This is a genomic window from Dyella sedimenti (genome assembly GCF_022760995.1).
Taxonomy (GTDB): domain Bacteria; phylum Pseudomonadota; class Gammaproteobacteria; order Xanthomonadales; family Rhodanobacteraceae; genus Dyella; species Dyella sedimenti.
In genome coordinates this window covers 298,525-321,345 of record NZ_JAKWJO010000003.1, presented here as the reverse complement: position 1 = coordinate 321,345, position 22,821 = coordinate 298,525, and the positions used below count along the sequence as shown (strand labels likewise).

Here is a 22,821-nt window from a genome sequence, read left to right as displayed (position 1 = left end):
CTAGGCGCGGCGTGTCCGCAGAGAGCGGGTAGCCTCGCGCTCTCCGCGCAGCCGTCCCGTATGCGCCGCCAGCAGGTCGCCGCGGGTGAGCATGCCCACCACCTGCCCAGCATGCTCGCCACCCACTACCACCAGGCGCCCGACGTCGGCTTCCACCATATGGTCGGCGGCCTCGCGCAGGCTATGGTCCTCGCGCACCACCAGCGGCGTCCGCGTCACCAGCGAACCGAGCATGGCCTCGCCCGGCGCCTGGCCCAGCAGGTCGCGCCGCGTTACCACGCCAAGCAGCCGTCCATCCTCGCCGATGACGGGAAAGCCCTGGTGATGGGTCTGCACGCCACCGGCCGCCAGCCAGGCACGCACCTCGGCCAGTCGCCGCGACGCATCGAGCGTGACGGCCGGCTGGCTGCAGGCCTCGCCCACGCTGATGCGCTCCAGGTGATCGACCACATGGTCGGCCGGCACCCGCACGCCGCGGCGCGCGATCTTCTCGGTCATGATGGTGTGGCGCATCAGCAGGCCGGATACCAGATAGGCCATCGCGCAGGCCGCCAGCAGCGGCAGCAATCCCTGCGGCTGCTGGGTGGTCTCGAAGGCGAACACCACCGAGGTGAGGAAGGCGCGCGAGGCGCCGGCGAAGATCGCCGCCATGCAGACCAGCGCCGCCGCGTGCGCATCGACATGCAGCCAGGGCGCCCATGCCACGCAGGCCGCGCCCATCACGCCGCCGAACGCGCCGCCGATGGTGAACAGCGGTGCCAGCGTGCCACCGGAGGTGCCGCTGCCCAGCGCCACCGACCACGACAGCAGCTTGAGCAGGCATAGCGCGACCATCGCGCCCAGGCCGAGCTGTCCGCCCAGCACGGCGGCGATGTTGGTATAACCCACGCCCAGCGTGCTCGGCATCGCATAACCGACCAGGCCCACCACCAGGCCACCCAGCGCCGGCCACCACATCCAGTGGACAGGCAGGGTCTCGAACGCGTCCTCGATGGCATAGGTCAGCTTGGTGATGCCCACGCTGGCCACCCCGGTCACCAGGCCCATGGCCATATAGACGGCCAGGGCGAGCAGGCCCGGCGTGGGCATGGCGGGCATCGGGAACATCGGCGCGCTGCCTTCCAGCACGTAGCGCACGCCGGTGCCGACTGCCGCCGCCAGCGCCACCGGGATCAGCGAGCGGGCGCGGCGCTCGAACAGCAGCAGCTCCAGCGCCAGCAATACCGAGGAGATCGGCGCGGAGAACACCGCCGCCATGCCCGCCGCCGCGCCGGCGGCCAGCAGCGTCTTGCGCTCGTCGGCGGTCACCCGCAGGCACTGCCCCAGCAGCGAGCCGAGCGCGCCGCCGGTGGCGATGATCGGCCCCTCCGCGCCGAACGGCCCGCCGGTGCCGATGGCGATGGCCGACGACAATGGCTTCAACCAGGTCATGCGCGCGGGAATGCGGCTTTCATTGAGCAGCACCTGCTCCATCGCCTCGGGAATGCCGTGCCCACGGATGGCCCGCGAGCCCCAGCGCGCCATCGCGCCCACCACCAGGCCGCCGGCGACGGGCACCAGGATCACCCAGGCCCCGAGGTGATGCCCCATCGGACTGCCGAACGCCGTGCTCCAGCGTCCATGGAAGGCCAGGTTGGTCACCAGCCCGATCAAGGCCGTCAACAGGCGGGCCACCAGCGCCACCAGCGCGCCCAGGCCCATCGCCAGCGCGGCGATCCATGCCACGCGCCCGGACAGCGGACGGAACTGGCGCGGCATGCGCGCCGCGGCGAGCGCGGGGTCCAGCGAAGGGGCGAGCGGAAGCGCCGCACGCGAGTGCGGTTCGGTCGTTGCGGAGGGAGGCATTGGGAAACCCGTGGACTGGGAAAGCCGCGCAAGGTTACGCGGTTACGGACTCGATAGCTGGCTGGAAAATGAACGGCGATGACTTGGGTCAGGACGGCAGCGCGGCCGCCCTGGGCGCGTTCCAGCCCATCGCGTTGTAGACGTGGTAGCGCAGGATGCCGAGGTATTCGTGCAGCACGGCATCGGTCACCGCGTAGTTCCAGGAATCGGGGAACAGTTCGCGGCGGCTGTTCAGCCAGTCGCCCGCCACCGGCTGCGGCACGATGCCGAAATGCGCGAAGTACAGCAGTGCGCGGCGCAGGTGGATGCCCGAGGTGACCAGCACCGTGTGCTGCGGCGCATAGGCGGCCAGCAGCGGGCGGCTGAACTGCGCGTTCTGCCAGGTCGACATGCTGCGCGTCTCGAGCAGCAGGTCTTCCGGCGCAATGCCCAACTGGCGCAACGCGCGCCCGTAAACCACCGACTCGGCCTCGCCATGGCCCTGCGAATCGCCGCCGCTCACCAGCAGCCGGCATTCCCTGCCGGCCTGCTTGCAATCGCGGTAGAGCTGCGCCGCGCGCAGCACGCGCCCGTCGGCGAAATAGGACGGCTGTAGCGGTTCGCCTTCCACCACCGCGGTGCCGCCGCCCAGCAGCACGATGGCGTTGCGCGGTGCCCAGGCGATCGCGGGCTCGACGCCCGGCCCCTGCAGCGCATGCAGCAGCAGGCGTGGGATCGCGCCGCAACCGACGCCAAAGAACAGCAGCAGCGCGCATGCCACGCAGGCATGGCCGCCACGACGCCAGCGCCAGCGATAGAGCAAGGCGGCCGCCAGCAGCAGCGCGAACAGGAGGGTAAGCATGCGGTTTCCCCGGACCCTGGAAAGTCGTGGCATCTTACGCGAGGCGATATGACCGAGGGGGCGCGTGCGCGGCCACCCGGCACGACATGGAACCGGCATGACCACCCTCGTCTTCGTACACGGCTGGAGCGTCAGCAACACCTCGACCTACGGCGCCCTGCCGCAACGGCTGCAACAACAGGCGGCGGCCCAGGGTGTGCCACTGCGGGTCGCGGATCTCTGGCTGTCCGAATACGTCAGCTTCGACGATACCGTGACCATGGGCGACATCGTGCGCGCGTTCGACCATGCGCTGCGCGACCTCGAACTGGGAGACGCGAGCTTTGCCTGCATCACCCACTCGACCGGCGGCCCGGTGGTGCGTGAATGGCTGCGCGCGCAGCGCGAACGCCCAGGCGCCTTCAACGCCCTTCGGCTCACCCACCTGATGATGCTGGCGCCGGCCAATTTCGGCTCGGCGCTGGCGCAGCTCGGCAAGGGCGTGCTCGGCCGCCTGCGCGCCTGGGCCGACGGCGTGGAACCGGGCCAGCGCATCCTCGACTGGCTGGAACTGGGCAGTGCCGAATCGCTGTCGCTCAACCTCGACCACATCCACGGCGACGATCCCGCCCGGCGCGGCCAGTTCCTGTTCGTGCTCACCGGCGACCGTCCCGACCGCTCGCTGTACGACCATATCAACAGCTACACCGGCGAGGACGGTTCCGATGGCGTGGTGCGCATCGCCGCCGCCAACCTCAACGCCCGCCATGCGGTGCTCGCCCGCGCGGACGGCGCGCCCGCCGACAACACGCTGGCGCTGCACCTGGTCAGCGCGCCGCGCAGCGCCTTCAAGCTGATCGCCGGTGCCGCCCATTCGGGCGAGGCCCAGGGCATCATGGCCGCCGCGCCGGCGGAGACGGTGGACGCCCTGCTGCGCTGCCTGCGCGTGGCCGATGCGGCGGATTACGCCCGGTTGTGCGACGCGTTCGAGGCGGAGAACGCGCGGCGCGACGCGGACAAGGTGGAGCACGAATCCGTCGGCCCCTTCCCTGCCCGCGTGCATATCCACGACCCGCGCAGCCTGGTGATCGTGCGCCTGGGCGACGAAAGCGGCGAGCCGCTGATCGGCAGCCGCCTGCTGCTCACCGCGGGCGATCCGCCGAACCCTGATTGGCTGCCCCAGGGTTTCCTGCTCGACCGGCAGGCCAACAGCCGCCAGCGCCACGTGGTCTCGCTGTTCCTCAACCATGCCCTGCTCGCCGGCACCCCGCGCGTGGCCGATCCCGCAGGGCGCCGCACGCTGCGCGCCGCCGTCAAGGCGCATCGGCCGTATGGCGCCACCGTGCAGCCGGCGCTGCTCCAAGGCCTGGTGCATCACGCCATCGCGCGCACCGCCGCCGGCGACGACCTGCTGCACATGCTCGGCCCGCACCAGGCCACCGTGCTGGACGTGGTGTTGCCGCGCCACGTCCACGAGGGCGTATTCCGCCTCACGCGCCGGCTGGCGCCGGAGGATTTCCGCCATCCCGTCCCCGGCCCCGTCATTGCCTGAGAATACGCGCCACCGCGCCAATCGACCGTTCCCATGAGTGACATGCCGTACACCCTCGCAGCCATCTGCCGGCACAGCGAGGACGTCAGGAAAAGCCGCTTCCTCGCCCAGGCCGCGCCGGTGCAGACAGCGGAACAGGCGCTGGCCTTCGTGCGGCAGGTCGGCGATCCGGCCGCGACGCACAACTGCTGGGCCTACCGCATCGGCCAGGACTACCGCTTCAACGACGACGGCGAACCCGGCGGCACCGCCGGGCGGCCGATCCTGCAGGCCATCGAGGGCCAGGGCATCGACCGCGCCGTGGTGGTGGTGACGCGCTGGTTCGGCGGCATCAAGCTGGGTGCCGGCGGCCTGGTGCGCGCCTATGGCGGCACCGCCGCCGAGTGCCTGCGCCGCGCCGAGCGCGTGCCCATTGTGGCGATGGCGCGGCTGGGCCTTGCCTGTGACTTCGCCGAACTGGCCCTGCTCAAGGCGCGGCTGCGCGAACTGGATGCCGAGGTGCTGGACGAACGGTTCGGCACCGACGGCGTGACGCTGGAGATCCAGTTGCCCGAGCGGCGCGTGGACGAAGCGCAGGCGCGCGTCACCGACATCAGCCGCGGACGCCACAAGGCCCGGCGGCTGGATTGATATCCATCGCGGATTGCCCCACGTTGCATGACCATGGGGTCAAGTCGCGCACAGGGTGCGCTCCCACAAGGTGGCTTCGCCCGTGTGGGAGCGCACCCTGTGCGCGACCGGCCTTGCACGCAACCACCACGCCACGGCCAGCCCCTTCATGAGCGAAACTCCCGCCACGCCACGCCCGACCCGCCGCCTTGGCGCCCTGCTGCAGCTGTGGCCGTTCCTCCGGCCGCATCGCGGGCTCGCCGTCGGCTGGCTGGTGTTCCTGGCCATCTCCTCCACGGCCACCCTGGTGCTGCCGTTGGCGGTGCGCCACATGATCGACCAGGGCTTCGGCCATAGCAGCGCCACGGCGATCAACGCGACCTTCCTGGCCTTGTTCGGCGTGGCCCTGGTGCTGGCCTTCGCCACCGCCGCCCGCTACTACTGCATCGCCTTGCTGGGCGAGCGTGCGCTAGCCTCGCTGCGCGCCAGGCTCTATGCGCACGTGATCGGGCTGGACGTCGGCTTCTTTGAGCGCAGCAGGGTCGGTGAGCTGATCTCGCGGCTGGGCACCGACACCGAGGTGATCCAGGCGCTGATCGGGTCGGGCATCTCGGTGGCCCTGCGCAGCGCGGTGATGCTGCTGGGCGCCACCGCCATGATGGTGTGGACCAGCCCGCGCCTGGCAGGGCTCACCGCGCTGGTGATCCCCGCGGTGATGCTGCCGATCCTGGTGTTCGGCCGCCGCGTGCAGAAACTCTCGCGCGCCAGCCAGGACCGGCTCGCCGACGCCGCCGCCATCGCCAACGAAACGCTCAACGCGGCGCCGGCGGTCAAGGCCTATGCGCGCGAGGACATCGAGAGCGCCCGCTATGGCGGCGCCATCACCCGCGCGCTGGCCACCGCGCGCCAGCGCATCGGCATGCGCTCGATGCTGACCGCCACGGTGATTGTGCTGTTCTTCGGCGCCATCACGCTGGTGCTGTGGGCCGGCGCGCGCGACGTGCTGTCCGGCACGCTGGATGCGGGCGTGCTGGGCCAGTTCGTGCTGTATGCGATCTTCGCGGCAGGCTCGCTGGCCGGCCTGTCGGAAGTGTGGGGCGACGTGCTGCGCGCGGCCGGCGCGATGGAACGCATCGGCGAGCTGTTCGCCGAACGCGCGGACATCACCAGCCCCGCGCAGCCCACGCCGCTGGCCAAGCCGGTACAGGGCGCGCTGCGCTTCGAGAACGTAGCCTTCCACTATCCCAGCCGTCCCGACGCGCCGGCGCTGTACGACTTCGACCTGGCCATCCGTCCCGGCGAGACCGTGGCGCTGGTCGGCCCTTCCGGCGCGGGCAAGAGCACGGTGTTCGCGCTGCTCCTGCGCTTCTACGACCCGCAGCGCGGGCGCATCACGCTGGACGGCGTGGACCTGCGCGCGCTGTCGCTGCCCGAGCTGCGCGGCGCCATCGCGCTGGTGCCGCAGGAAACGGTGATCTTCAGCGGCAGCGCCGCCGACAACATCCGCTTCGGCCGCCAGGACGCCGGCCTGGACGAAGTGCGCGAAGCGGCCGACGCGGCCGAGGCGCACGAGTTCATCAGCGCGCTCGGCAAGGGCTACGACGAGGAACTGGGCGAGCGCGGCGTGCGCCTCTCGGGCGGCCAGCGCCAGCGCATCGCCATCGCCCGCGCGATCCTGCGCGACGCTCCGCTGCTGCTGCTGGACGAAGCCACCTCCGCGCTCGACGCGCAGTCCGAGGCCGCCATCCAGCAGGCACTGGAACGCCTGGAAAAGGGCCGCACCACCCTGGTCATCGCCCATCGCCTGGCCACCGTGCAGCGCGCCGACCGCATCGTGGTGATGGACGGCGGCCGCATCGTGGCCCAGGGCACGCACCAGAGCCTGCTGGCCGAAGGCGGCCTCTATGCCGAACTGGCGCGGCTGCAGTTCACCGCCTGATCCATCGCCGCCCGGCTGTAGGAGCGCACCCAGTGCGCGACCCGGCGCTGCACTCAACCACCCGCCAACGCCCGCACCAGCGCCCTGACCTCGTCCGTGTCGCTGCGCACCTCACCATCGCCCATGCCCAACGCATCCCCGCGCATATAACCCATGCGCGAGGCATGCGCGCGCTTGGCCGAGGCATGGAATTCCACGGCGCCGGTCGCCGTGGCCAACCCGGCCGCATTGGCGGGCGTGATGCCCGCGCCCGGCATCACGACGATCCGCCCGCGGGCCTGCATCACCAGCTCGCGGATGCATGATGCGCCCTGTGGCGCCGAAGGTGCGCCGCCCGAAGTCAGCACGCGCTCCGCACCCAGGGCGATAATGTCTTCCAGCGCCCGCGCCTGATCCCGCACCAGATCGAATGCGCGATGGAACGTCACGCCCATGCGACCGGCGGCATCCATGAGTTCACGGCAGCGCGCCTTGTCCACTTCCCCATCGGCATCGAGCACGCCGAACACCACGCCGTCGCAACCCAGCACAGCGCAGGCCTCGATGTCGCGCAGCATGGTTTCCAGTTCCCCCTCGCCGTAGAGAAAATCGCCCGCGCGCGGACGGATCAATACGTACAACGGCAATGCCACCCGCTCGCGTACCAGGGCGATCTCGCCATGCGAGGGCGTCAGCCCGCCCAGTTCCAACGCCGTGCACAACTCGATGCGTCCCGCTCCGCCTTCCTGCGCGGCAAGTGCCGAGGCCAGCGAGTTGGCCGCCACTTCCAGCAGGCGGGCTGCCATCTCAGAACACGCTCTTGGCCGGCAACAGGCCATCCTGCTTGCGCGCATCGCATACCGCATAGGAGAACCCGGGCTGGATCGCGAATGCGCCCACCTCGCCATAGCGATTCATGGCCAGGAAGCCCACCTGCAGGTCCTTCGACGCGCCCGGCCGCTTCTTCACGATGCGCATGACGGCTTCGTGGCAAGCCTCCTGCGGCGAGCGGCCCTGGCGCATCAGCTCGACCACCAGGAAGCTGCCGGCGTTGCGGATCACTTCCTCGCCCACGCCGGTGGAGGTGGCCGCGCCGACCTCGCCATCCACGTACAGGCCGGCGCCGATGATGGGACTGTCGCCGACGCGCCCGCGCATCTTCCAGGCCATGCCGCTGGTGGTGCAGGCGCCGGCCAGTCGCCCGCTGGCATCGATGGCCAGCATGCCGATGGTGTCGTGGTTGTCCTTGCCACCGGGCAGGCCGGTCTTGCCGTAGTCGCGCACCTCGCTGTTGGCCGAGGGCTGGTAGTGCGCGGTCTTCAGCCATTCCTTCCAGGCCTGCTCCGACTCGGGCGTGAGCAGCTCCTCGCGGGGGAAGCCCTGCTCCAGCGCGAACTGCAACGCGCCCTCGCCCACCAGCAGCACGTGCGGCGTGCGCTCCATCACCCGGCGCGCCACCTGGATGGGATGGGCGATGTGCTCCAGCGCGGCCACCGCGCCGCAACTGCCGTCGGCGTCCATGATGCTGGCGTCCAGGGTGACATGGCCGTCGCGGTCCGGGTAGCCCGCACGCCCCACGCTGTGGTTCTTCAGGTCCGCCTCCGGCACCATCGCGCCGGCCTCCACCGCGTCCAGCGCATGGCCGCCCCGGGCCAGCACCGCCCATGCCGCCTGGTTGGCGGCCACGCCAAAGTCCCAGGTGGACACCACGCGCGCGCCGCCTGCCGGCTTGCCTGATCCCGCGGTGTCCGCACCGGCCTTGCCGGCCAGCGCCAGGGCCGAGGCGCCCAGCAGGGATGCCTTGAGGAAATCTCTACGGTCTGCCATCGCCACTCCGCATGATGCAACGCGCCAAAAAGCAAACCCCGCGCCTGGCGACGCGGGGTTTGCTCGACTACATCGGTGACCGGCGCTTGCGCCGACCCGCCGAAATCAACCAGCGATCTCGACGCCCGAAGCCTGGGCACCCTTGGGACCCGTGGTGACTTCGAACTTCACGCGCTGACCTTCCTGCAGGCTGCGAAAGCCCTTGGCGTTGATCGCCGAAAAGTGGACGAACACGTCCTCCCCACCGTCCTCGGGCGCGATGAAGCCGAAACCCTTGGCGTCGTTGAACCACTTGACCGTACCGAAACGCATTGCGTGAACCTCTGAATCATGGACTGGATGCACCATGGTATAGCGCTGAACCACCTTGACCCCTTGGTCCGCCGCCCCTGGCACAGCGCGAAGTATCAACATGTTTCGTGGCAAAGCGCAATACGAAAAATGCTTTGGCACGATCAAAAGCCAAACCGCTGCTCAGCTTTTGAGCAACTCGCCAACGATGCGGGGGACCTCGGCGGTGGCCGCCGCCAGATGGGCGAAGATTTCCTCGATGCTGATCTCCGCCTCGTCGCCGCAGCCGGCCGCGAAATTGGCGACCAGGGCCAGGCAGGCATAGGACAGCTCCAGCTCGCGGGCCAGTACCGCCTCGGGCATGCCGGTCATGCCAACCAGATCACAGCCATCGCGCTTCATGCGGGCGATCTCGGCCCGGGTCTCCAGGCGGGGACCCTGGGTCGCGCCGTAGCAGCCGCCGTCGATCACCGGCACGCCTGCCCTGCCCGCCGCCGCGATGAGCTGGCGTCGCAGCGACCCGGTATAGGGCTCGCTGAAATCAACGTGGCGGACCTCCGCGCCTTCCACGTCGCAGAAGCTGGTGTAGCGGCCATGGGTGTAGTCGATGATCTGGTCGGGCACCACGATCACGCGCGGCCCCATGTCGGCGCGGATGCCGCCCACCGCGTTGACGCCCACCACCCGGCGCGCGCCCAGCGCATGCAGCGCCCACAGGTTGGCGCGGTAGTTGACCCGGTGCGGTGCCACCGTGTGGCTTTCGCCATGGCGGGCCAGGAAGGCCACCCGGCGGCCGGCGAAGTCGCCCGTCACCACCTCGCCGGAGGCGGCGCCGAACGGCGTGTCGATACGCTGGCGGGTGGCGTTCTCCAAGCCGGGGAAGTTGTACAAGCCGCTGCCGCCGATGACGGCCAGGTCGATAGTCACGGGTCGTTCCTGCATGGGAGGGGAAAGTCGGTCACGGTGGCGCCGCTCACCGCAGCGCATAGATGCCCGGCAGGTTGCGGCCCTGCTCGTGGTAGTCCATGCCGAAGCCGAACACGTAGCGGTCGGGCAGTTCCACCCCATTGAAGTCGGAGGCGATGCCCTCGGCCACGCGGTCGTGCCGCTTGGTGCACAGGCTGACGATGAATACCCGGCGCGCGCCGCGGCGCAGGCAGTCGTCGCGCACCGCCTTCAGGGTATGGCCTTCGTCGAGAATGTCGTCGACCAGCAGTACCGTGCGGCCCGCCAGCTCGGCCGCGGGTTCGCGCAGCCACACCAGCTCGCTGCCGGAGGTGGCGCCGCGATAGCGCGTGGCATGCACGTAATCGAACTCGAGGTCGGTGCGGATGGCCAGGGCCAGTTGCCCGGCGAAGATCAGCGCGCCGTTCATCACCGTAAGGAACACCGCGCGCTCGCCTTCCAGGACGGCATCGATGCGCCGGCCCAGGTCGGCGATCACCGATTCCAGCGCGGGGCGGTCGAACAGCAGGTCGGCCTCGACCAGGGCGGCGGCCAGCGGAAAGGTGTCAGCGGTCATGCGGGAGTCTGTCCTTGCGCGGCGTCCAGCGCCGTGATGCGCGCGATGAAACGCTCGCGCTGCGGGTTGTCGGTCAATCCGTCCCAGGTGGACGCCACCGCGCCGCGCAGGGCGGCCAGCCGTTCGGGCGCCGTGGCGGCGCGTCCGCGCACGGCCATGATGGCTTCCTCCACTACCTCGGGGAAACAGGCGAGCACCAGGTCGCAGCCCGCATCGAGGTGCGCCGCGACGCGGGCCGCGACGCCGCCGGCCGCGCCGGCGGCGGCCATGCTGATGTCGTCGCTGATGACCGCGCCATCGAAGCCCAGTTCGCCGCGCAGGATGCCGCCGATCCAGCGGCGCGAGAAACCCGCCGGCTGCGCATCCACCTCGGGATAGATCACGTGCGCCACCATCACCGCCTCGGCATGGGCGGCCAGCCCTTCCACGAACGGCACCAGGTCGTCGCGGCGGATCGCGTCGAGCGGACGCGGGTCGATCGCCGCCGCCTTGTGCGTGTCGACGGCCACCGAGCCATGCCCGGGAAAATGCTTGAGCACCGCGGCCATGCCACCCAGGTGCATGCCGCGCACGTAGGCCTGCGCGAGTTCGGCGGCGGCCGCGGGATCGGCGTGGAAGGCGCGCGTGCCGATCGCCGCGTTGCCGCGCGCCAGGTCCACCACCGGCGCGAAGCTGAAATCCACGCCGCTGGCGCGCAACTCGCTGGACATGACCCAGGCATGCTCCTCGGCGAGGCGGATCGCTTCCTCGGCATCGCGGTCGTACACCGCGCCGATCGCCGCCAGCGGCGGCAGCCGGGTGAAGCCTTCGCGGAAGCGCTGCACCGGGCCGCCTTCCTGGTCCACCGCGACCAGCAGGTCCTCGCCGCCCGCCTCGCGGATCGCATCCACCAGCGCCATCAGCTGCCCGCGCGACTGGAAGTTGCGCGAGAACAGCACCACGCCCGAGACCCCGGGCGCGGTCAGCCAGGCATGCTCGGACGGCGCCAGCGAGGTACCGGCCAGGCCGATCATCAGCATGGCGAGCCCTCCCCGGCGGCCTCGCGTTCCTCGCGCGTCCACTGCCGGTAGGGATGGTCGATCAGGTTGACGTTGTAGTAGCGCGCCAGGTGGCTGACCTCGCGCCCCAACCAGGATGGCCGCGGGAACGGCGCATCCGGCGCGGGCAGCTCGACCTCGGCCACCACCAGCCCCGCGTTGTCGCCGAAGAATTCGTCGACCTCGAACAGCACGCCCTCGACGGTGACGTAGTGGCGAATCTTCTCCAGCACGCCATCGCACAGCGTGGCCAGCATCTGCTCGGCGTCGGCCAGCGGCATGGGGTATTCGAACTCGGCCCGCTCGATGCCGAGCTGCGCCGACTTGATGTTGAGCCAGGCGCGCTCGCCGGTGCGGCGCACGCGCACCGAGGACAGCGCCGTGCCGTCGCGCAAGGCCTGCGCACCGACCAGGTAGCCCTGCGCGATGCGCTCGCTGCGCATGGCGGCCTCGCGCCAGCCATCGCCGGCGAGGAGGAATTTGCGTTCGATCTCAATACCCACGACGGCTCCCGGCCATGGCACGGCTCTTTGGTGCGGCCACGGATGGCCGCTTCCCGATCTTCGCATGCGTGGATGACCGCACAAGCATCAGCGTTCGAACAGCGCGATCGATTCCACGTGCGCGGTGTGGGGAAACATATCCATCACGCCAGCCGCGCTCAAGCGGAATCCATGTTTCTGCACCAGGATGCCGGCATCGCGCGCCAGCGAGCCGGGGTGACACGAAACGTACACCATGCGCTGCGTTTCCTTGCGCGGCAGGTATTCCAGCAGCTTGTCCGCGCCGGCGCGCGGCGGATCGAGCAGCAGCTTGTCCCACGGCAGCCGGGCCCAGTGCGCCTGGCGCTGGTCCTCGAACAGGTTGGCGACCTCGAAGCGGGCATTCGCGATGCCGTTGCGCGCGGCGTTCTCGGCGGCGCGCTCGACCAGGCCATGCTCGCCTTCCACGCCCACCACCTCGGCCACGCGGCGGGCGATCGGCAGGGTGAAGTTGCCCAGGCCGCAGAACAGGTCGAGCACGCGGTCGCCCGGCTGCGGGTCGAGCAGTTCCATGGCACGCGCCATCATGCGCTGGTTCATGCCGGCATTGACCTGCACGAAGTCCAGCGGGCGGAAGGCCAGCTCCACGTCCTGCACCGCGGCATCCCCGCTGGGAATGCGGAAGGCCAGGCGCGGATGCTCCGGCCACAGCGGATGCACGCTGCTGACACCGCCCGGCTGCAGGTAGATGGCGAAGCCGTGCTGCTGGCCGAAGGCCAGCAGCACGGCGCGATCGCGCTCGCTCAGCGGCGACATGTGGCGGAACACCAGGGCCACGGTATCGTCGCCGGCGGCGAACTCGATCTGCGGGATCTCGCTCGACGCGTCCATGCCGCCGACCAGCTCGGCCAGCAGACCGATCTTCGGCCCCAGCGCCGGGTGCACCACCTCGCACTGACTGATGTCCGCCACGAAGCGCGGGTTGCTCTCCTCGCGGAAGCCCACCAGTACCCGCCCCTTCTTGGCCACCGCGCGCACCGACAGTCGCCCCTTGCGGCGGTAGCCCCACGGCTGGTCGGTCAGCGGCGGCAGCCAGGCGGCGGGCTCGACCTTGCCGATGCGCTCGAAGTTGTCCTTCAGCACGCGCTGCTTCATCTCGATCTGCGCGGCCGCGTCCAGGTGCTGCAGCGAGCAGCCGCCGCACTGGCCGAAATGGCGGCAGCGCGGTTCCACGCGATGCGGCGAGCGGCTCAGCAGTTCCGCCACCTCGGCTTCGTCGTAGTGGCGGTGGCGCTTGCGGATGCGCAGCGTCACTTCCTCGCCCAGCAACGCGCCACTGACGAACACGGCCTTGCCGTCGATGCGGGCGACGCCCTTGCCGTCATGGCCGAGGTCGGTGATGGTGGCTTGGAGTTCTTTCATGGTCTCGAAACAGGCGCGCCCGGGCCGTGGGGACCCGGGCGCGGCAATCGGGTGGAAAGGGGCGGCGCGGCTTACTTCTGCTTCCAGGCGCCCGAAGGGTCCCGATAATACCAGCCTGGGCGGGCTCGCTCGATCCAGCCCCGGGCAAAGGTCGCGCGGATCTGCGCCTCCCACTCCGGGTGATTGTTGGCATTGGCCACCTCGCGGTAGAGCGCGTTGCGGTCGCGGTTCTCGTCGGCCACGGCGGCATTGACGCCGGCGCGCTGGCCCAGCGGCACCTTGGCCGCATCGCGCACGGCCACCAGGCCGTCCTGGGTGAACCCGACGACGCCGCTGTCGAACAGCGGCGCCAGGGTGCGGAAACGCTCCTGCATGCGCCCGTGGATGGCGTCGGTGGCCGGCGTCTGGATGCGGATGTCCGGGGCGTCGGCCGCATAGGCGGCGGGGATCAGCAGGTCCAGCAGCATGGCCGAGGGCTGGCCGCCCTTCTTCCTGGCCGGCGCGGGCGGTCCGGCGGTGCCGGCCGGCGCGGCAGGCGCGCTGTCGATCACGGTGCCGATGAACTGGTCCGCCGCCTTCTGCACCGCGGCTTCCGGGAAATAGACATTGATGGTGACGCATCCCACCAGGGCGACCAGCAACGCAGTCAGCAATCCATAGACGAGCTTGCGCATGTTCGACTCCTTCGGTGGGGACTCACGCCGGGCGGGCGTGCTCAGTGGACTTCCGGTCCGTTGCCTTCAACGGCGGCTTTCAGGCGGCGCACCAGGGTTGGCCAGTCCACCTGGGTCTGGTGGCCGATGACCTGCAAGTGCGGCAAACCGCTGCCTTCGACGATAGTGTAGCCGTCCGCATCGCCATCCAGTCCGCCCATGTGGCAGACCGAAGCCTGCAGCGTGCAGTTGAGCCCGATGCGCTTGTAGCCGAAGGTCTTGAACAGTTTCAGCATGGCGCCCTGCAAGCCGGCCGCCACGCCACCGCCGCCGACGGCGGTGAGGTTGTTCACCGCGCGCTGGCTGATGCGGCCGCCGCCATCGGCACGCAGGCTGGCCTTGAAGGCCACCGGACTCCAGTTGACCAGACGCAGCTCATCGATGGCGCCATCCAGGCGCCCGGTGATGTTGCCGAAGTCGAACACGCCGGTCATGGCCGCCAGGTCCAGTTGGTTCAGCTGCACGTCGGCGGTGAGCACCGGGCTGGCTCCGAACGGATCCTGCACGCTCATCCGGGTGACGTCGACGAACCCGTCGAACACGTTCACCGTGAGCCCGCCATCCAGTTCGATACGATCATCGATCCAGTGCAACCCCGGAATCGCGCCACCCAGCGTGCCCGGGAACTCCGGCCAGCCCATGGCCCGCGAGAAGGCCGCCATGTCGATGCCGGTGAAAGCCAGCGAACCCGACAGCCGCCGCCCCTTCGCCGCGGCGGGCCGCCATTCGGCATCCGCCACACGGGCATGGCCATTGAGCACGGGAACGTCCAGCGGACGCTGCAGCAGCAGGGCGCCACTCCGGCTCTGCCAATGCGATTGCGCGCCGCCATACACCAGGCGACGCACCTGCAGCCCTTGCCAGGCCAGGCTGGTGGCCGGACGCTCGCCGTCCAGCGCCCAATCCAGCCCGCCGCGCAGCCCCTTCACGGCCAGCCGGCCCTCGCTATCGGCCAGGTCCAGGCCATCGGTCTCGAAGGCGAAGCTGCGCAGGCCGCCGGCATCCATGTCCAGGCTGCCCGAGATCTGGCCGTCCACGCGCATGTCGCGCAGGCCCAGGGTGGCCAGCCAGGCCTGGCCATAGCGCTGGTAGGCCGCCGGGAAATGGGATTGCAGCCGGTCCAGCTTGAGCTTCTGCCATTCGCCCTTGGCGTTGAAGGCCATGGCGCCATCGAACTGCAACGCATCGGCATCGGCCACGCGCAGGCGGTTGATGTCCACTGCGCCGTTGTGGGTGGCCGCCGACAGGCTCAATTGCACGGCATGGTCGGGCAGGCGGGCGAAGATGGGGCCCAGCAGCAGCTCGCCGCCGTGCAGGCTGGCATCCAGGTCGATGCGCGAGGGACTGGCCGTGGTGTCGATGTTCAGGCGCCCATTGGCATTGACGGCCTGCCCGGCCAGGGTGCCGCCGGGCGTGTCGAAGCCGGCAGCGGTGAGGGCGAACTGGCCCGAGGCCTGCACGCCCTCGTCCGCCAGGTCCAGCGCCATGTCCGCATCGAGCTTGCCCGCCGTGGCCCGCCCGGACCAGGCCGTGCCCAGCAGGCCCTGCAGCCACAGCGCCGGCACGCCCTTGAGGCTGATCTGGGCATGGGTGGGCTGGTCCAGCGGCAGGGCCGTACTGGCCTGGGCCTGTCCCTGGCTCAGGTCGATCTCCAGCGTATTGGCCGCCGGATCCACCACCATCGATACGCTGGCATTGCTCAGCGCGCCACCCGGGGCACCGATCAGCTGCGCGGTGCCGTCGAACAGCCAGCGCATGTGCGAGTCCCGTTGCAGCACGCCGGCAAGCTCCACCCCGACCCGCTTCCAGCCCATGTCGGGCACGTCGGCCCTGGCCGCGCGCAGGCTCAACCGCAGGCCGCCCTGCCCGTCCTCGCCGACCTGGGCCTGCACGTCCTGCAGCTTGAGCCCCGGCACCTCCATGGCCTTGGCGCCCATCGCGATATCCGCCCGCGCAGGCCAGGTCGCGCCCATCCAAAGCAGGATGCCGAGAGTGAGCAGCAGGTAGCTTGATGTGGAACGCATGACGCGCCATTCTGCCAAACTCAGCTGAACGACACGGACTGGTCATGTTCAACACGCCCGCCAGCGACCCCGCGGGCGCCTCCGGCGCCCCTGAAACCATGCGTGCCCTGGTGGCCGACGACGACCCCGCCAGCCGCCTGTTCCTGGTCGAGGCGCTGCGCAGCCTCGGCCTCGAGGCCGAGGCCTGCCACGACGGCACCACCGCGATCGCCCTGGCCCGCCGCCAGCCGTTCGACCTACTGCTGCTGGATTGCCGCATGCCCGGCGCCGGCGCGGAGGACGTGCTGGCCGCCCTGCGGCAGGACCCGGCCGCCTGTTCCAGCGATTGCACCGCGGTAGCCACCAGCGCCGACATGGATGCGCCGGAACGGCAGCGCCTGCTGTCGGCCGAATTCAGCGAGGTGTTGCACAAGCCCTGCAGCGTGGCGGACCTGCGGCGCATCCTCACCCTGGTGCAGGCCGGCACCACGGCCATGCCGTTGCTCGACGACGCGCAGGCCATCGCCACCATGGGGGATGCCGACGTGGTGAAAGCCATGCGCGCCCTGCTGCGCGCCGAACTGGCCAGCCTCTATCAGGATCTGGATACCCTGCGCGACGACCCCGAAGCTTTTGCCGGACGGCTGCACCGCCTGCGCTCGTCCTGCGGATTCTGCGGCGCCACCGCGCTAGCGGCACAGGCCACGCGGTTGCAGCGCCACCTCAGGCTGGGGCACTCCGGCTCGCTGGCGCCGCTGTCCCGCTTCCGCGGGGCATTGCTGGCCACCATCGAGGCCCTGGAGGCGCGAGCGGCCTAGCGGCGGGACATCGCCGCGCCCAGCACATGCCAGGCGCGCAGCTCGCCGCCACCGAGATGGAAGCGGATGACCTCGCGCATCATGCTGCGCAAGGCAGACAGGCCCGCCGCGTCGGGCATGCGGTCCTGCGCCAGCGCCAACAGGTCGCTGCCGCGCAGGGCATGCGCGGTTCCCGGCCGGCACGGCGAAGGCCCCTGCTCGACGTGGTAGCGGTAGGACCCGCCGGCATCCAGCGGTTCGCCGGACTCGGCCTCGCTCTCCAGTTGCAAGCCATAGCCGAGCGCTTCCAGCAGGTCGCGCTCGAAGCGCCTCAGGGTCCATGCCAGCGGTTCGGGGCCCGCCAGGCGGGGAAGCGCCAGGGCATAGGCCCCGTACAGCTCCGGATGGGGATCCTGGCGGCCGGTCAGGCGCACCACCAGCTCGTTGAGATAGAGCCCGGCCAAGCCCGCATCCCCCACCAGGCGGCCCGATCCGCCGCCCGCCTCGGCCGCCTGCAAGGTGGCCAGTTCGCCGCGGAACAGCAGGTCCAGCAGGAGGGGTTGGAAGGGTTCCAGTTGGGCGCGCTGCAGGCGCGAGCGTTCACGCCGGACGCCCCGCGCCACCACGCCAATGCGGCCGTAGTCGCGGGTCAGGCATTCAAGCAGCAGCGAAGTCTCGCGGTAGGGTCGCGAATGCAGGACGTAGGCCGGCTGTTGCTCGATGCGCATGGGGTGGGATGAAGAGTAAGGCGTGAATGGCAAAGGGTCGACGCGTGGCAGCCCGATGCCCTCCGCCTACTTCCCGCTATTCATAGCCGAATTTCTTCAGCATGGTCTCGTCGTCGACCCAGCCCTCGCGCACCTTGACCCACAGGCGCAGGAACACCTTGCGCTCGAAGGTACGCTCCATGTGGCGGCGCGCGGCGCTGCCGATGGCCTTGAGCTGGGCGCCGCCGTTGCCGATCACGATCGCCTTCTGGCCATCGCGCTCCACCCAGATCACCGCGTGGATCTCGGCCACGCCGTCCGGGCGGTCCTTGAACTGCTCGATCTCCACCGTGGTGGCGTACGGCAGCTCCTGATCCAGCCGCAGCATCAGCTGCTCGCGCACCATCTCGGCGGCCAGGAAACGTTCGCTGCGGTCGGTGACCTCGTCCTCGCCGTAGACCGGCGGCGCCACCGGCAGGCGCTTGAGGATGCCCTGCTCCAGTTCCTTCAGGCCCTTCTGCTTGAGCGCGCTGGCGTAGTACACGTCATCGAACGCGTGGCGCGTCATCAGCTCGGCCACGAACGGCAGCATCGTGGCCTTGTCCTTGGCCAGGTCGACCTTGTTTATCACCAGCAGGCGCGGCACCTTCTGCTCGACCAGGGCGTCGTACAGCGCCTCGTCCTCGTCGGTCCAGCGCCCGGCCTCGATCACCTGCACGGCCACGTCGACCTCGCTGATCGCCGAGCGAGCGGCGCGGTTGAGGCTGCGGTTCATCGCCCGCTTGGCGCCCCGGTGCAGGCCCGGCGTGTCCACGTACATGATCTGGCCCGCTTCGCTGGTGGCGATGCCGAGGATGCGATGGCGAGTGGTCTGCGGGCGCGGGCTGACGATGGACAGGCGGAAGCCGACCAGCGCGTTCAACAGGGTCGACTTGCCCACGTTGGGCCGGCCCGCCAGGGCCACCGTGCCACAGCGGTAGTCGTCATGGGGAAGCTCGGCAGGAGCGCCGAGGTCGAGGTCGTCTTGGTCGTTCATGGCGATAGCCTGTGTCGGGTACCCGCCCCGGGCATGCCGGTTGGGTGGCGGGGAAAGTGTATGTCGTCGGCGGTGCCGGCAGGGAATCCGGCGCGCCAGGGCGGGACTCGGTATCCCGCCGGGCGGAATGTCAGGCCTGCCACTCCTGCAGGCGGCGCAGGACCGTCTCGGCGGCATCCTGCTCGGCCGCCCGCCGGCTGCTGCCCCGCCCCTCGGCCCGGATCGGCGCCGGTTCGGCGATCTCGCAGGAGACGTCGAAGGTCTTGGCGTGGTCCTCGCCATGGCTGTCGATCAGCTCATAGTGCGGCAACGGCCAGCCCTTGGCCTGCAGCAGTTCCTGCAGGCGGGTCTTGGCATCCTTGGAAGAGCGCGGGATGGCCGCCACCAGCGGCTCGAACAGCGCGCGCACCACGTCGCGGCATTCGGCGAACCCCGCGTCCAGGTAGACCGCCGCGACCAGCGCCTCGAAGGCATCGGCCAGGATCGAGTCACGCCGGAAACCGCCGCTCTTGAGCTCGCCGGAACCCAGCTTCAACTCCTCGCCCAGCGCCAGCTCGCGCGCGATCGCCGCCAGCGCCTGGCCATTCACCAGTTGGGCCCGCAAGCGCGACAGTTCGCCCTCGCTGGCGTTCGGATGGGCCTCGTACAGCAGCTCGGCGACCACTACGCCAAGCAGGGCGTCGCCGAGGAATTCCAGGCGCTCGTTGTTCGGACGTCCTGCGCTGCGATGGGTCAGCGCCAGTTGCGCGAGCGCGGGATCACGGAAACGGTAGGTGAGCCTGGTCAAATCCTGTGCCTGTGCTTAGCCGCCGACATTGCCCTGCAAGGCCACGCTCTTCTCGAAGTGAAGCAGGAAGTCGATGTTGTACATGAAGGGAATGCGCTTGTCGTAGCTCACGTTGAGCTGCGCGGCGCCGTTGTCGCGGGTGATGGTGATGTCCTTGGGCTTGATGGTGGCATCGTCCACGTACTGGAAGCCCAGCTTGAACATCAGGTCGCGACGGATATCGTCCAGCGACTTGCCTTCCACCCCGCTGCTGGCCACCTGGTTCATGGCCTTGTCCACGCCCATGAACTCCGTATAGGACGGCACCAGCTTCATCGCCATGAAGCCGAAGAATCCGACCACGACCAAAATGAACAGGAACCCGATCAGGGTGATGCCCGACTGCTTCGATTTCATAGTCCCCTCGCTATGCCGTACCGCGACGACGCCGTTCCGATCCGGCCCGGCGTCCCGCATGGGGACCGCCCGGCCTCCGGCGCATTGTCGCCGGAAGCGCTCCATCCGTCACCGTGAGCAGATCAACCCGCGTCACGCTTTGGATCAATGGATGATGGTGCCCATGCGGTGGAAGGCGATGCCGGAGCCGGTCCAGCTCAGCCAGATCAGGAAGGCCTTGCCGGCCAGGTTCTGCTCCGGCAGGCAGCCCCACCAGCGGCTGTCGGTACTGTTGTAGCGATTGTCGCCCATGGCCAGGTAGCAGCCCTGCGGCACCACCAGCGGCACGTGGGGATTGGGCAGCGGCGGCGGCACGGCGTAATTGGGCATGCGCGCGGTCAGATGGTTGACCACGCCGCCGGCACCGTTGGGCAGGTGCTCGTTCCACACCGTGGCGCCCATTTCCAGCATCAGCCGCGACTCGGGGCGCTTGGGATCGCCCTCGTAGGGCCCCACCAGGTCGGCCGCCACCGGCTCGCCGTTGACGATCAGCTGGTCGCCGCGCATCTCCACGCGGTCGCCCGGCACACCGACGACGCGCTTGATCCAGTTCTGGCTGGGCACCGGCGCATGCGGATCGACGCAGCTCTGGTCGCCGCTGCGCACCAGCTTGCCGCCGTCCTCGCACAGGTAGCCCGGGAAGCGGAACACCACCACGTCGCCGCGCTTGGGCTCGCCCAGGCTCAGGAACTTGTTGTTGAAGGCCGGCATGCGCAGGCCATAGGAGAATTTGTTGACCAGGATGAAGTCGCCCACGTCCAGCGTCGGCATCATGGAACCGGAGGGAATGCGGAACGGCTCGGCCACGAAGGATCGCAGCAGCAGCACCACCAGCACCACCGGGAACAGCGAGCGCGACCAGTCCACCAGCATCGGCTCGCGCGGCTCGGCGCCGGCCGCCTCCGCCCTGGCCTTGCGCCCCTTGTAGAAGAACAGGCGGTCCAAGCCCCACACCACGCCGAACACAACGGTCAGGCCAAGCAGAATCGCCGAAAAATCGAAATCCATGAATGCTCCTTTGGAGAGCAGAGAATAGAGAAAAGGGAATAGAGAATAGAAGAGGCGCGCGCGCCGTCGTTGCTATTCCCTCTTCCTACTCCCGGTTCCCTGCCTCACTACTTGTCCACCTTCAATACGGCAAGGAAGGCTTCCTGTGGGATCTCCACGCGGCCGACCTGCTTCATGCGCTTCTTGCCTTCCTTCTGCTTCTCCAGCAGCTTCTTCTTGCGGCTGACGTCGCCGCCGTAGCACTTGGCCAGCACGTTCTTGCGCAGCGCCTTCACCGTGGAGCGGGCGACGATCTGCGCGCCGATGGCGGCCTGGATCGCCACGTCGAACTGCTGGCGCGGGATCAGGTCCTTCATGCGCTCGACCAGGTCGCGGCCGCGGCGCTCGGCATGGACGCGGTGCACGATCAGGCTCAGCGCATCGACGCGGTCGCCGTTGATAAGCACGTCCACGCGCACGAACGGACCGGCCTCGAAGCGCTCGAAGTGGTAGTCCATCGAGGCGTAGCCGCGCGAGACCGACTTCAGGCGGTCGAAGAAATCCAGCACCACTTCGGCCAGCGGCATCTCGTAGGTGATCTGCACCTGGGTCGCCAGGTACTGGATCGAACGCTGCACGCCGCGCTTCTCCTCGCACAGCGTGATGATGTTGCCGATGTAGTCCGGCGGGGTGAGGATGTTGGCGACGATGATCGGCTCGCGGATCTCCTGCATCAGGTTCGCCGCGGGCAGCTTGGCCGGGTTGTCCAGCAGCATCACCGTGCCGTCGCTCTTCAGGACTTCGTACACCACTGTCGGCGCGGTGGTGACCAGGTCCAGGTCGTACTCGCGCTCCAGGCGCTCCTGCACGATCTCCATGTGCAGCATGCCGAGGAAGCCGCAGCGGAAGCCGAAGCCCATCGCCTCGGAGCTTTCCGGTTCGAAGAACAGCGCCGCATCGTTCAGGCGCAGCTTCTCCAGCGCCTCGCGCAGCGCGGGGTAGTCGTCGGCCGAGACCGGGAACAGGCCGGCGAACACGCGCGGTTGCATGGTCTGGAAGCCCGGCAGCGGCTTGTCGGCCGGCTTGCCGGCGTGGGTCAGCGTGTCGCCCACCGGTGCGCCGTGCACGTCTTTGATGGCCGCGGTGAGCCAGCCCACCTCGCCCGAGGCCAGCTTGTCCAGCTTTTTGCGCTTGGGCGTGAACACGCCCACCTCGCTCACCTCGTGGGTGCGCCCGGTGGACATCACCAGCAGCTTGTCGCCCGGCTTGATCTCGCCCTGCACCACGCGCACCAGCGACACCACCCCCAGGTAGTTGTCGAACCAGGAGTCGATAATCAGTGCCTGCAGGCGGTCGGTGTCGCCGGGCTTCGGCGGCGGGATGCGCGCCACGATGGCTTCCAGCACCTCGACCACGTTCTGGCCGGTCTTGGCGCTCACCGCCACCGCGTCGGTGGCGTCGATGCCGATCACCGCCTCGATCTCGCCCTTCACCTTCTCCGGATCGGCGGTGGGCAGGTCGATCTTGTTGAGCACCGGCACCACTTCCAGGCCCATTTCCACCGCCGTGTAGCAGTTGGCGACCGACTGGGCCTCCACGCCCTGCGCGGCATCCACCACCAGCAGCGCGCCCTCGCACGCGGCCAGCGAGCGGCTCACCTCGTAGGAGAAATCCACGTGGCCCGGGGTGTCGATGAAGTTGAGCTGGTAGGTCTTGCCGTCGCGCGCCTTGTACGGCAGCGACACGGACTGCGCCTTGATGGTGATGCCGCGCTCGCGCTCGATCGGATTGTTGTCGAGCACCTGAGCCTCCATCTCACGCTCGGTCAGACCACCGCAGATCTGGATGATGCGGTCGGCCAGCGTCGACTTGCCGTGATCGATATGGGCGATGATGGAGAAGTTTCGGATCAGTTCCATGGAGCACGCTGGCTGCGTTCACTGCCCTGCGCGGCGCGCAGGCAGCGTATCGCCGGGGTGGCGACACGAACCCGGCATTATCGCATGGATGGGATAGTGAAAGGCCGGGGGG

Annotated in this window: 22 protein-coding genes; 4 read left to right on the top strand and 18 right to left on the bottom strand. The window is 69.4% G+C overall.

Annotated elements, in window-relative coordinates; translation table 11 throughout:
* Nucleotides 1-1,845 carry a chloride channel protein gene (locus tag MJ605_RS09140; RefSeq protein ID WP_425600994.1) on the bottom strand — a complete coding sequence of 615 codons (1,845 nt, stop codon included), beginning with the start codon at nt 1,843-1,845 and terminating at the stop codon, nt 1-3.
* A gap of 88 nt (nt 1,846-1,933) precedes the next feature.
* Nucleotides 1,934-2,686, bottom strand: coding sequence for a YdcF family protein (locus tag MJ605_RS09135; protein WP_243041115.1), 753 nt, complete (start codon nt 2,684-2,686; stop codon nt 1,934-1,936).
* A gap of 97 nt (nt 2,687-2,783) precedes the next feature.
* Between MJ605_RS09135 and MJ605_RS09130 the strand changes: the two genes are divergently transcribed.
* The 3 genes from MJ605_RS09130 to MJ605_RS09120 all read left to right on the top strand — a co-directional run bounded on the left by MJ605_RS09130 (nt 2,784) and on the right by MJ605_RS09120 (nt 6,765).
* A complete protein-coding gene (locus MJ605_RS09130) occupies nt 2,784-4,217 on the top strand; it encodes a lipase family protein (RefSeq protein ID WP_243041114.1) in 1,434 nt (477 codons plus the stop codon).
* Between the two features lie 33 nt (nt 4,218-4,250).
* Nucleotides 4,251-4,847 carry an IMPACT family protein gene (locus MJ605_RS09125; RefSeq protein WP_243041113.1) on the top strand — a complete coding sequence of 199 codons (597 nt, stop codon included), beginning with the start codon at nt 4,251-4,253 and terminating at the stop codon, nt 4,845-4,847.
* A gap of 148 nt (nt 4,848-4,995) precedes the next feature.
* A complete protein-coding gene (locus MJ605_RS09120) occupies nt 4,996-6,765 on the top strand; it encodes an ABC transporter transmembrane domain-containing protein (RefSeq protein WP_243041112.1) in 1,770 nt (589 codons plus the stop codon).
* A 53-nt stretch (nt 6,766-6,818) separates the two neighbouring features.
* Here the strand turns inward: MJ605_RS09120 and MJ605_RS09115 are convergent, their stop codons facing one another.
* From MJ605_RS09115 to MJ605_RS09070, 10 genes are all read right to left on the bottom strand, one after another.
* Nucleotides 6,819-7,550 carry a copper homeostasis protein CutC gene (locus MJ605_RS09115; protein WP_243041111.1) on the bottom strand — a complete coding sequence of 244 codons (732 nt, stop codon included), beginning with the start codon at nt 7,548-7,550 and terminating at the stop codon, nt 6,819-6,821.
* Nucleotide 7,551: 1 nt separating this feature from the next.
* Complete coding sequence (locus MJ605_RS09110; RefSeq protein WP_243041110.1) at nt 7,552-8,571, bottom strand: glycosylasparaginase; 1,020 nt, start codon at nt 8,569-8,571, stop codon at nt 7,552-7,554.
* A gap of 105 nt (nt 8,572-8,676) precedes the next feature.
* Complete coding sequence (locus MJ605_RS09105) at nt 8,677-8,883, bottom strand: cold-shock protein (protein WP_019465945.1); 207 nt, start codon at nt 8,881-8,883, stop codon at nt 8,677-8,679.
* A 162-nt stretch (nt 8,884-9,045) separates the two neighbouring features.
* Nucleotides 9,046-9,804, bottom strand: coding sequence for an S-methyl-5'-thioinosine phosphorylase (locus MJ605_RS09100; protein WP_243041109.1), 759 nt, complete (start codon nt 9,802-9,804; stop codon nt 9,046-9,048).
* Nucleotides 9,805-9,835: 31 nt separating this feature from the next.
* Nucleotides 9,836-10,384, bottom strand: coding sequence for a hypoxanthine-guanine phosphoribosyltransferase (locus MJ605_RS09095; RefSeq protein ID WP_243041107.1), 549 nt, complete (start codon nt 10,382-10,384; stop codon nt 9,836-9,838).
* Nucleotides 10,381-11,403, bottom strand: a complete 1,023-nt coding sequence (gene nagZ / locus MJ605_RS09090; protein WP_243041106.1) for a beta-N-acetylhexosaminidase — start codon at nt 11,401-11,403, stop codon at nt 10,381-10,383. The genes MJ605_RS09095 and nagZ overlap by 4 nt, the downstream gene beginning before the upstream one ends.
* Nucleotides 11,397-11,924: a CYTH domain-containing protein gene (locus MJ605_RS09085; RefSeq protein ID WP_243041104.1), complete on the bottom strand. Its 528-nt coding sequence runs from the start codon at nt 11,922-11,924 to the stop codon at nt 11,397-11,399. Before MJ605_RS09085 ends, nagZ begins: the two co-directional genes overlap by 7 nt.
* A gap of 87 nt (nt 11,925-12,011) precedes the next feature.
* On the bottom strand, nt 12,012-13,325 hold the full coding sequence (rlmD, locus tag MJ605_RS09080) for a 23S rRNA (uracil(1939)-C(5))-methyltransferase RlmD (protein WP_243041103.1): 1,314 nt from the start codon (nt 13,323-13,325) through the stop codon (nt 12,012-12,014).
* Nucleotides 13,326-13,396: 71 nt separating this feature from the next.
* Nucleotides 13,397-13,999: a YdbL family probable chaperone protein gene (locus tag MJ605_RS09075; protein ID WP_243041101.1), complete on the bottom strand. Its 603-nt coding sequence runs from the start codon at nt 13,997-13,999 to the stop codon at nt 13,397-13,399.
* Between the two features lie 41 nt (nt 14,000-14,040).
* A complete protein-coding gene (locus MJ605_RS09070; protein ID WP_243041099.1) occupies nt 14,041-16,062 on the bottom strand; it encodes a translocation/assembly module TamB domain-containing protein in 2,022 nt (673 codons plus the stop codon).
* Between the two features lie 44 nt (nt 16,063-16,106).
* On the opposite strand from MJ605_RS09070, the gene MJ605_RS09065 reads away from it, so the two are divergent.
* Nucleotides 16,107-16,859: a response regulator gene (locus MJ605_RS09065; RefSeq protein ID WP_243041098.1), complete on the top strand. Its 753-nt coding sequence runs from the start codon at nt 16,107-16,109 to the stop codon at nt 16,857-16,859.
* Here the strand turns inward: MJ605_RS09065 and recO are convergent.
* From recO to lepA, 6 genes are all read right to left on the bottom strand, one after another.
* Nucleotides 16,856-17,566 (bottom strand): DNA repair protein RecO, encoded by a 711-nt coding sequence (recO, locus tag MJ605_RS09060; protein WP_243041096.1) that lies wholly within the window; start codon nt 17,564-17,566, stop codon nt 16,856-16,858. The two genes, MJ605_RS09065 and recO, sit on opposite strands and share 4 nt — an antisense overlap.
* Nucleotides 17,567-17,642: 76 nt before the next feature.
* Entirely contained in the window at nt 17,643-18,581 is a 939-nt protein-coding gene (era, locus tag MJ605_RS09055) for a GTPase Era (protein ID WP_243041095.1), read from the bottom strand.
* A gap of 130 nt (nt 18,582-18,711) precedes the next feature.
* Nucleotides 18,712-19,368 carry a ribonuclease III gene (gene rnc, locus MJ605_RS09050; RefSeq protein ID WP_243041094.1) on the bottom strand — a complete coding sequence of 219 codons (657 nt, stop codon included), beginning with the start codon at nt 19,366-19,368 and terminating at the stop codon, nt 18,712-18,714.
* Between the two features lie 15 nt (nt 19,369-19,383).
* Entirely contained in the window at nt 19,384-19,764 is a 381-nt protein-coding gene (locus MJ605_RS09045) for a DUF4845 domain-containing protein (protein WP_243041093.1), read from the bottom strand.
* A 144-nt stretch (nt 19,765-19,908) separates the two neighbouring features.
* Nucleotides 19,909-20,811, bottom strand: a complete 903-nt coding sequence (gene lepB / locus MJ605_RS09040) for a signal peptidase I (protein WP_243041092.1) — start codon at nt 20,809-20,811, stop codon at nt 19,909-19,911.
* 107 nt (nt 20,812-20,918) lie between these two features.
* Complete coding sequence (lepA, locus tag MJ605_RS09035) at nt 20,919-22,709, bottom strand: translation elongation factor 4 (RefSeq protein ID WP_243041090.1); 1,791 nt, start codon at nt 22,707-22,709, stop codon at nt 20,919-20,921.
* Nucleotides 22,710-22,821 lie beyond the last annotated feature (112 nt).

Coding starts and splice junctions, on each gene's coding strand:
- MJ605_RS09140 (WP_425600994.1), bottom strand. CDS start 1,845: ATGCCTCCCTCCGCAACGACCGAACCGCACTCGCGTGCGGCGCTTCCG.
- MJ605_RS09135 (WP_243041115.1), bottom strand. CDS start 2,686: ATGCTTACCCTCCTGTTCGCGCTGCTGCTGGCGGCCGCCTTGCTCTAT.
- MJ605_RS09130 (WP_243041114.1), top strand. CDS start 2,784: ATGACCACCCTCGTCTTCGTACACGGCTGGAGCGTCAGCAACACCTCG.
- MJ605_RS09125 (WP_243041113.1), top strand. CDS start 4,251: ATGAGTGACATGCCGTACACCCTCGCAGCCATCTGCCGGCACAGCGAG.
- MJ605_RS09120 (WP_243041112.1), top strand. CDS start 4,996: ATGAGCGAAACTCCCGCCACGCCACGCCCGACCCGCCGCCTTGGCGCC.
- MJ605_RS09115 (WP_243041111.1), bottom strand. CDS start 7,550: ATGGCAGCCCGCCTGCTGGAAGTGGCGGCCAACTCGCTGGCCTCGGCA.
- MJ605_RS09110 (WP_243041110.1), bottom strand. CDS start 8,571: ATGGCAGACCGTAGAGATTTCCTCAAGGCATCCCTGCTGGGCGCCTCG.
- MJ605_RS09105 (WP_019465945.1), bottom strand. CDS start 8,883: ATGCGTTTCGGTACGGTCAAGTGGTTCAACGACGCCAAGGGTTTCGGC.
- MJ605_RS09100 (WP_243041109.1), bottom strand. CDS start 9,804: ATGCAGGAACGACCCGTGACTATCGACCTGGCCGTCATCGGCGGCAGC.
- MJ605_RS09095 (WP_243041107.1), bottom strand. CDS start 10,384: ATGACCGCTGACACCTTTCCGCTGGCCGCCGCCCTGGTCGAGGCCGAC.
- nagZ (WP_243041106.1), bottom strand. CDS start 11,403: ATGCTGATGATCGGCCTGGCCGGTACCTCGCTGGCGCCGTCCGAGCAT.
- rlmD (WP_243041103.1), bottom strand. CDS start 13,325: ATGAAAGAACTCCAAGCCACCATCACCGACCTCGGCCATGACGGCAAG.
- MJ605_RS09075 (WP_243041101.1), bottom strand. CDS start 13,999: ATGCGCAAGCTCGTCTATGGATTGCTGACTGCGTTGCTGGTCGCCCTG.
- MJ605_RS09070 (WP_243041099.1), bottom strand. CDS start 16,062: ATGCGTTCCACATCAAGCTACCTGCTGCTCACTCTCGGCATCCTGCTT.
- MJ605_RS09065 (WP_243041098.1), top strand. CDS start 16,107: ATGTTCAACACGCCCGCCAGCGACCCCGCGGGCGCCTCCGGCGCCCCT.
- recO (WP_243041096.1), bottom strand. CDS start 17,566: ATGCGCATCGAGCAACAGCCGGCCTACGTCCTGCATTCGCGACCCTAC.
- era (WP_243041095.1), bottom strand. CDS start 18,581: ATGAACGACCAAGACGACCTCGACCTCGGCGCTCCTGCCGAGCTTCCC.
- MJ605_RS09045 (WP_243041093.1), bottom strand. CDS start 19,764: ATGAAATCGAAGCAGTCGGGCATCACCCTGATCGGGTTCCTGTTCATT.
- lepB (WP_243041092.1), bottom strand. CDS start 20,811: ATGGATTTCGATTTTTCGGCGATTCTGCTTGGCCTGACCGTTGTGTTC.
- lepA (WP_243041090.1), bottom strand. CDS start 22,709: ATGGAACTGATCCGAAACTTCTCCATCATCGCCCATATCGATCACGGC.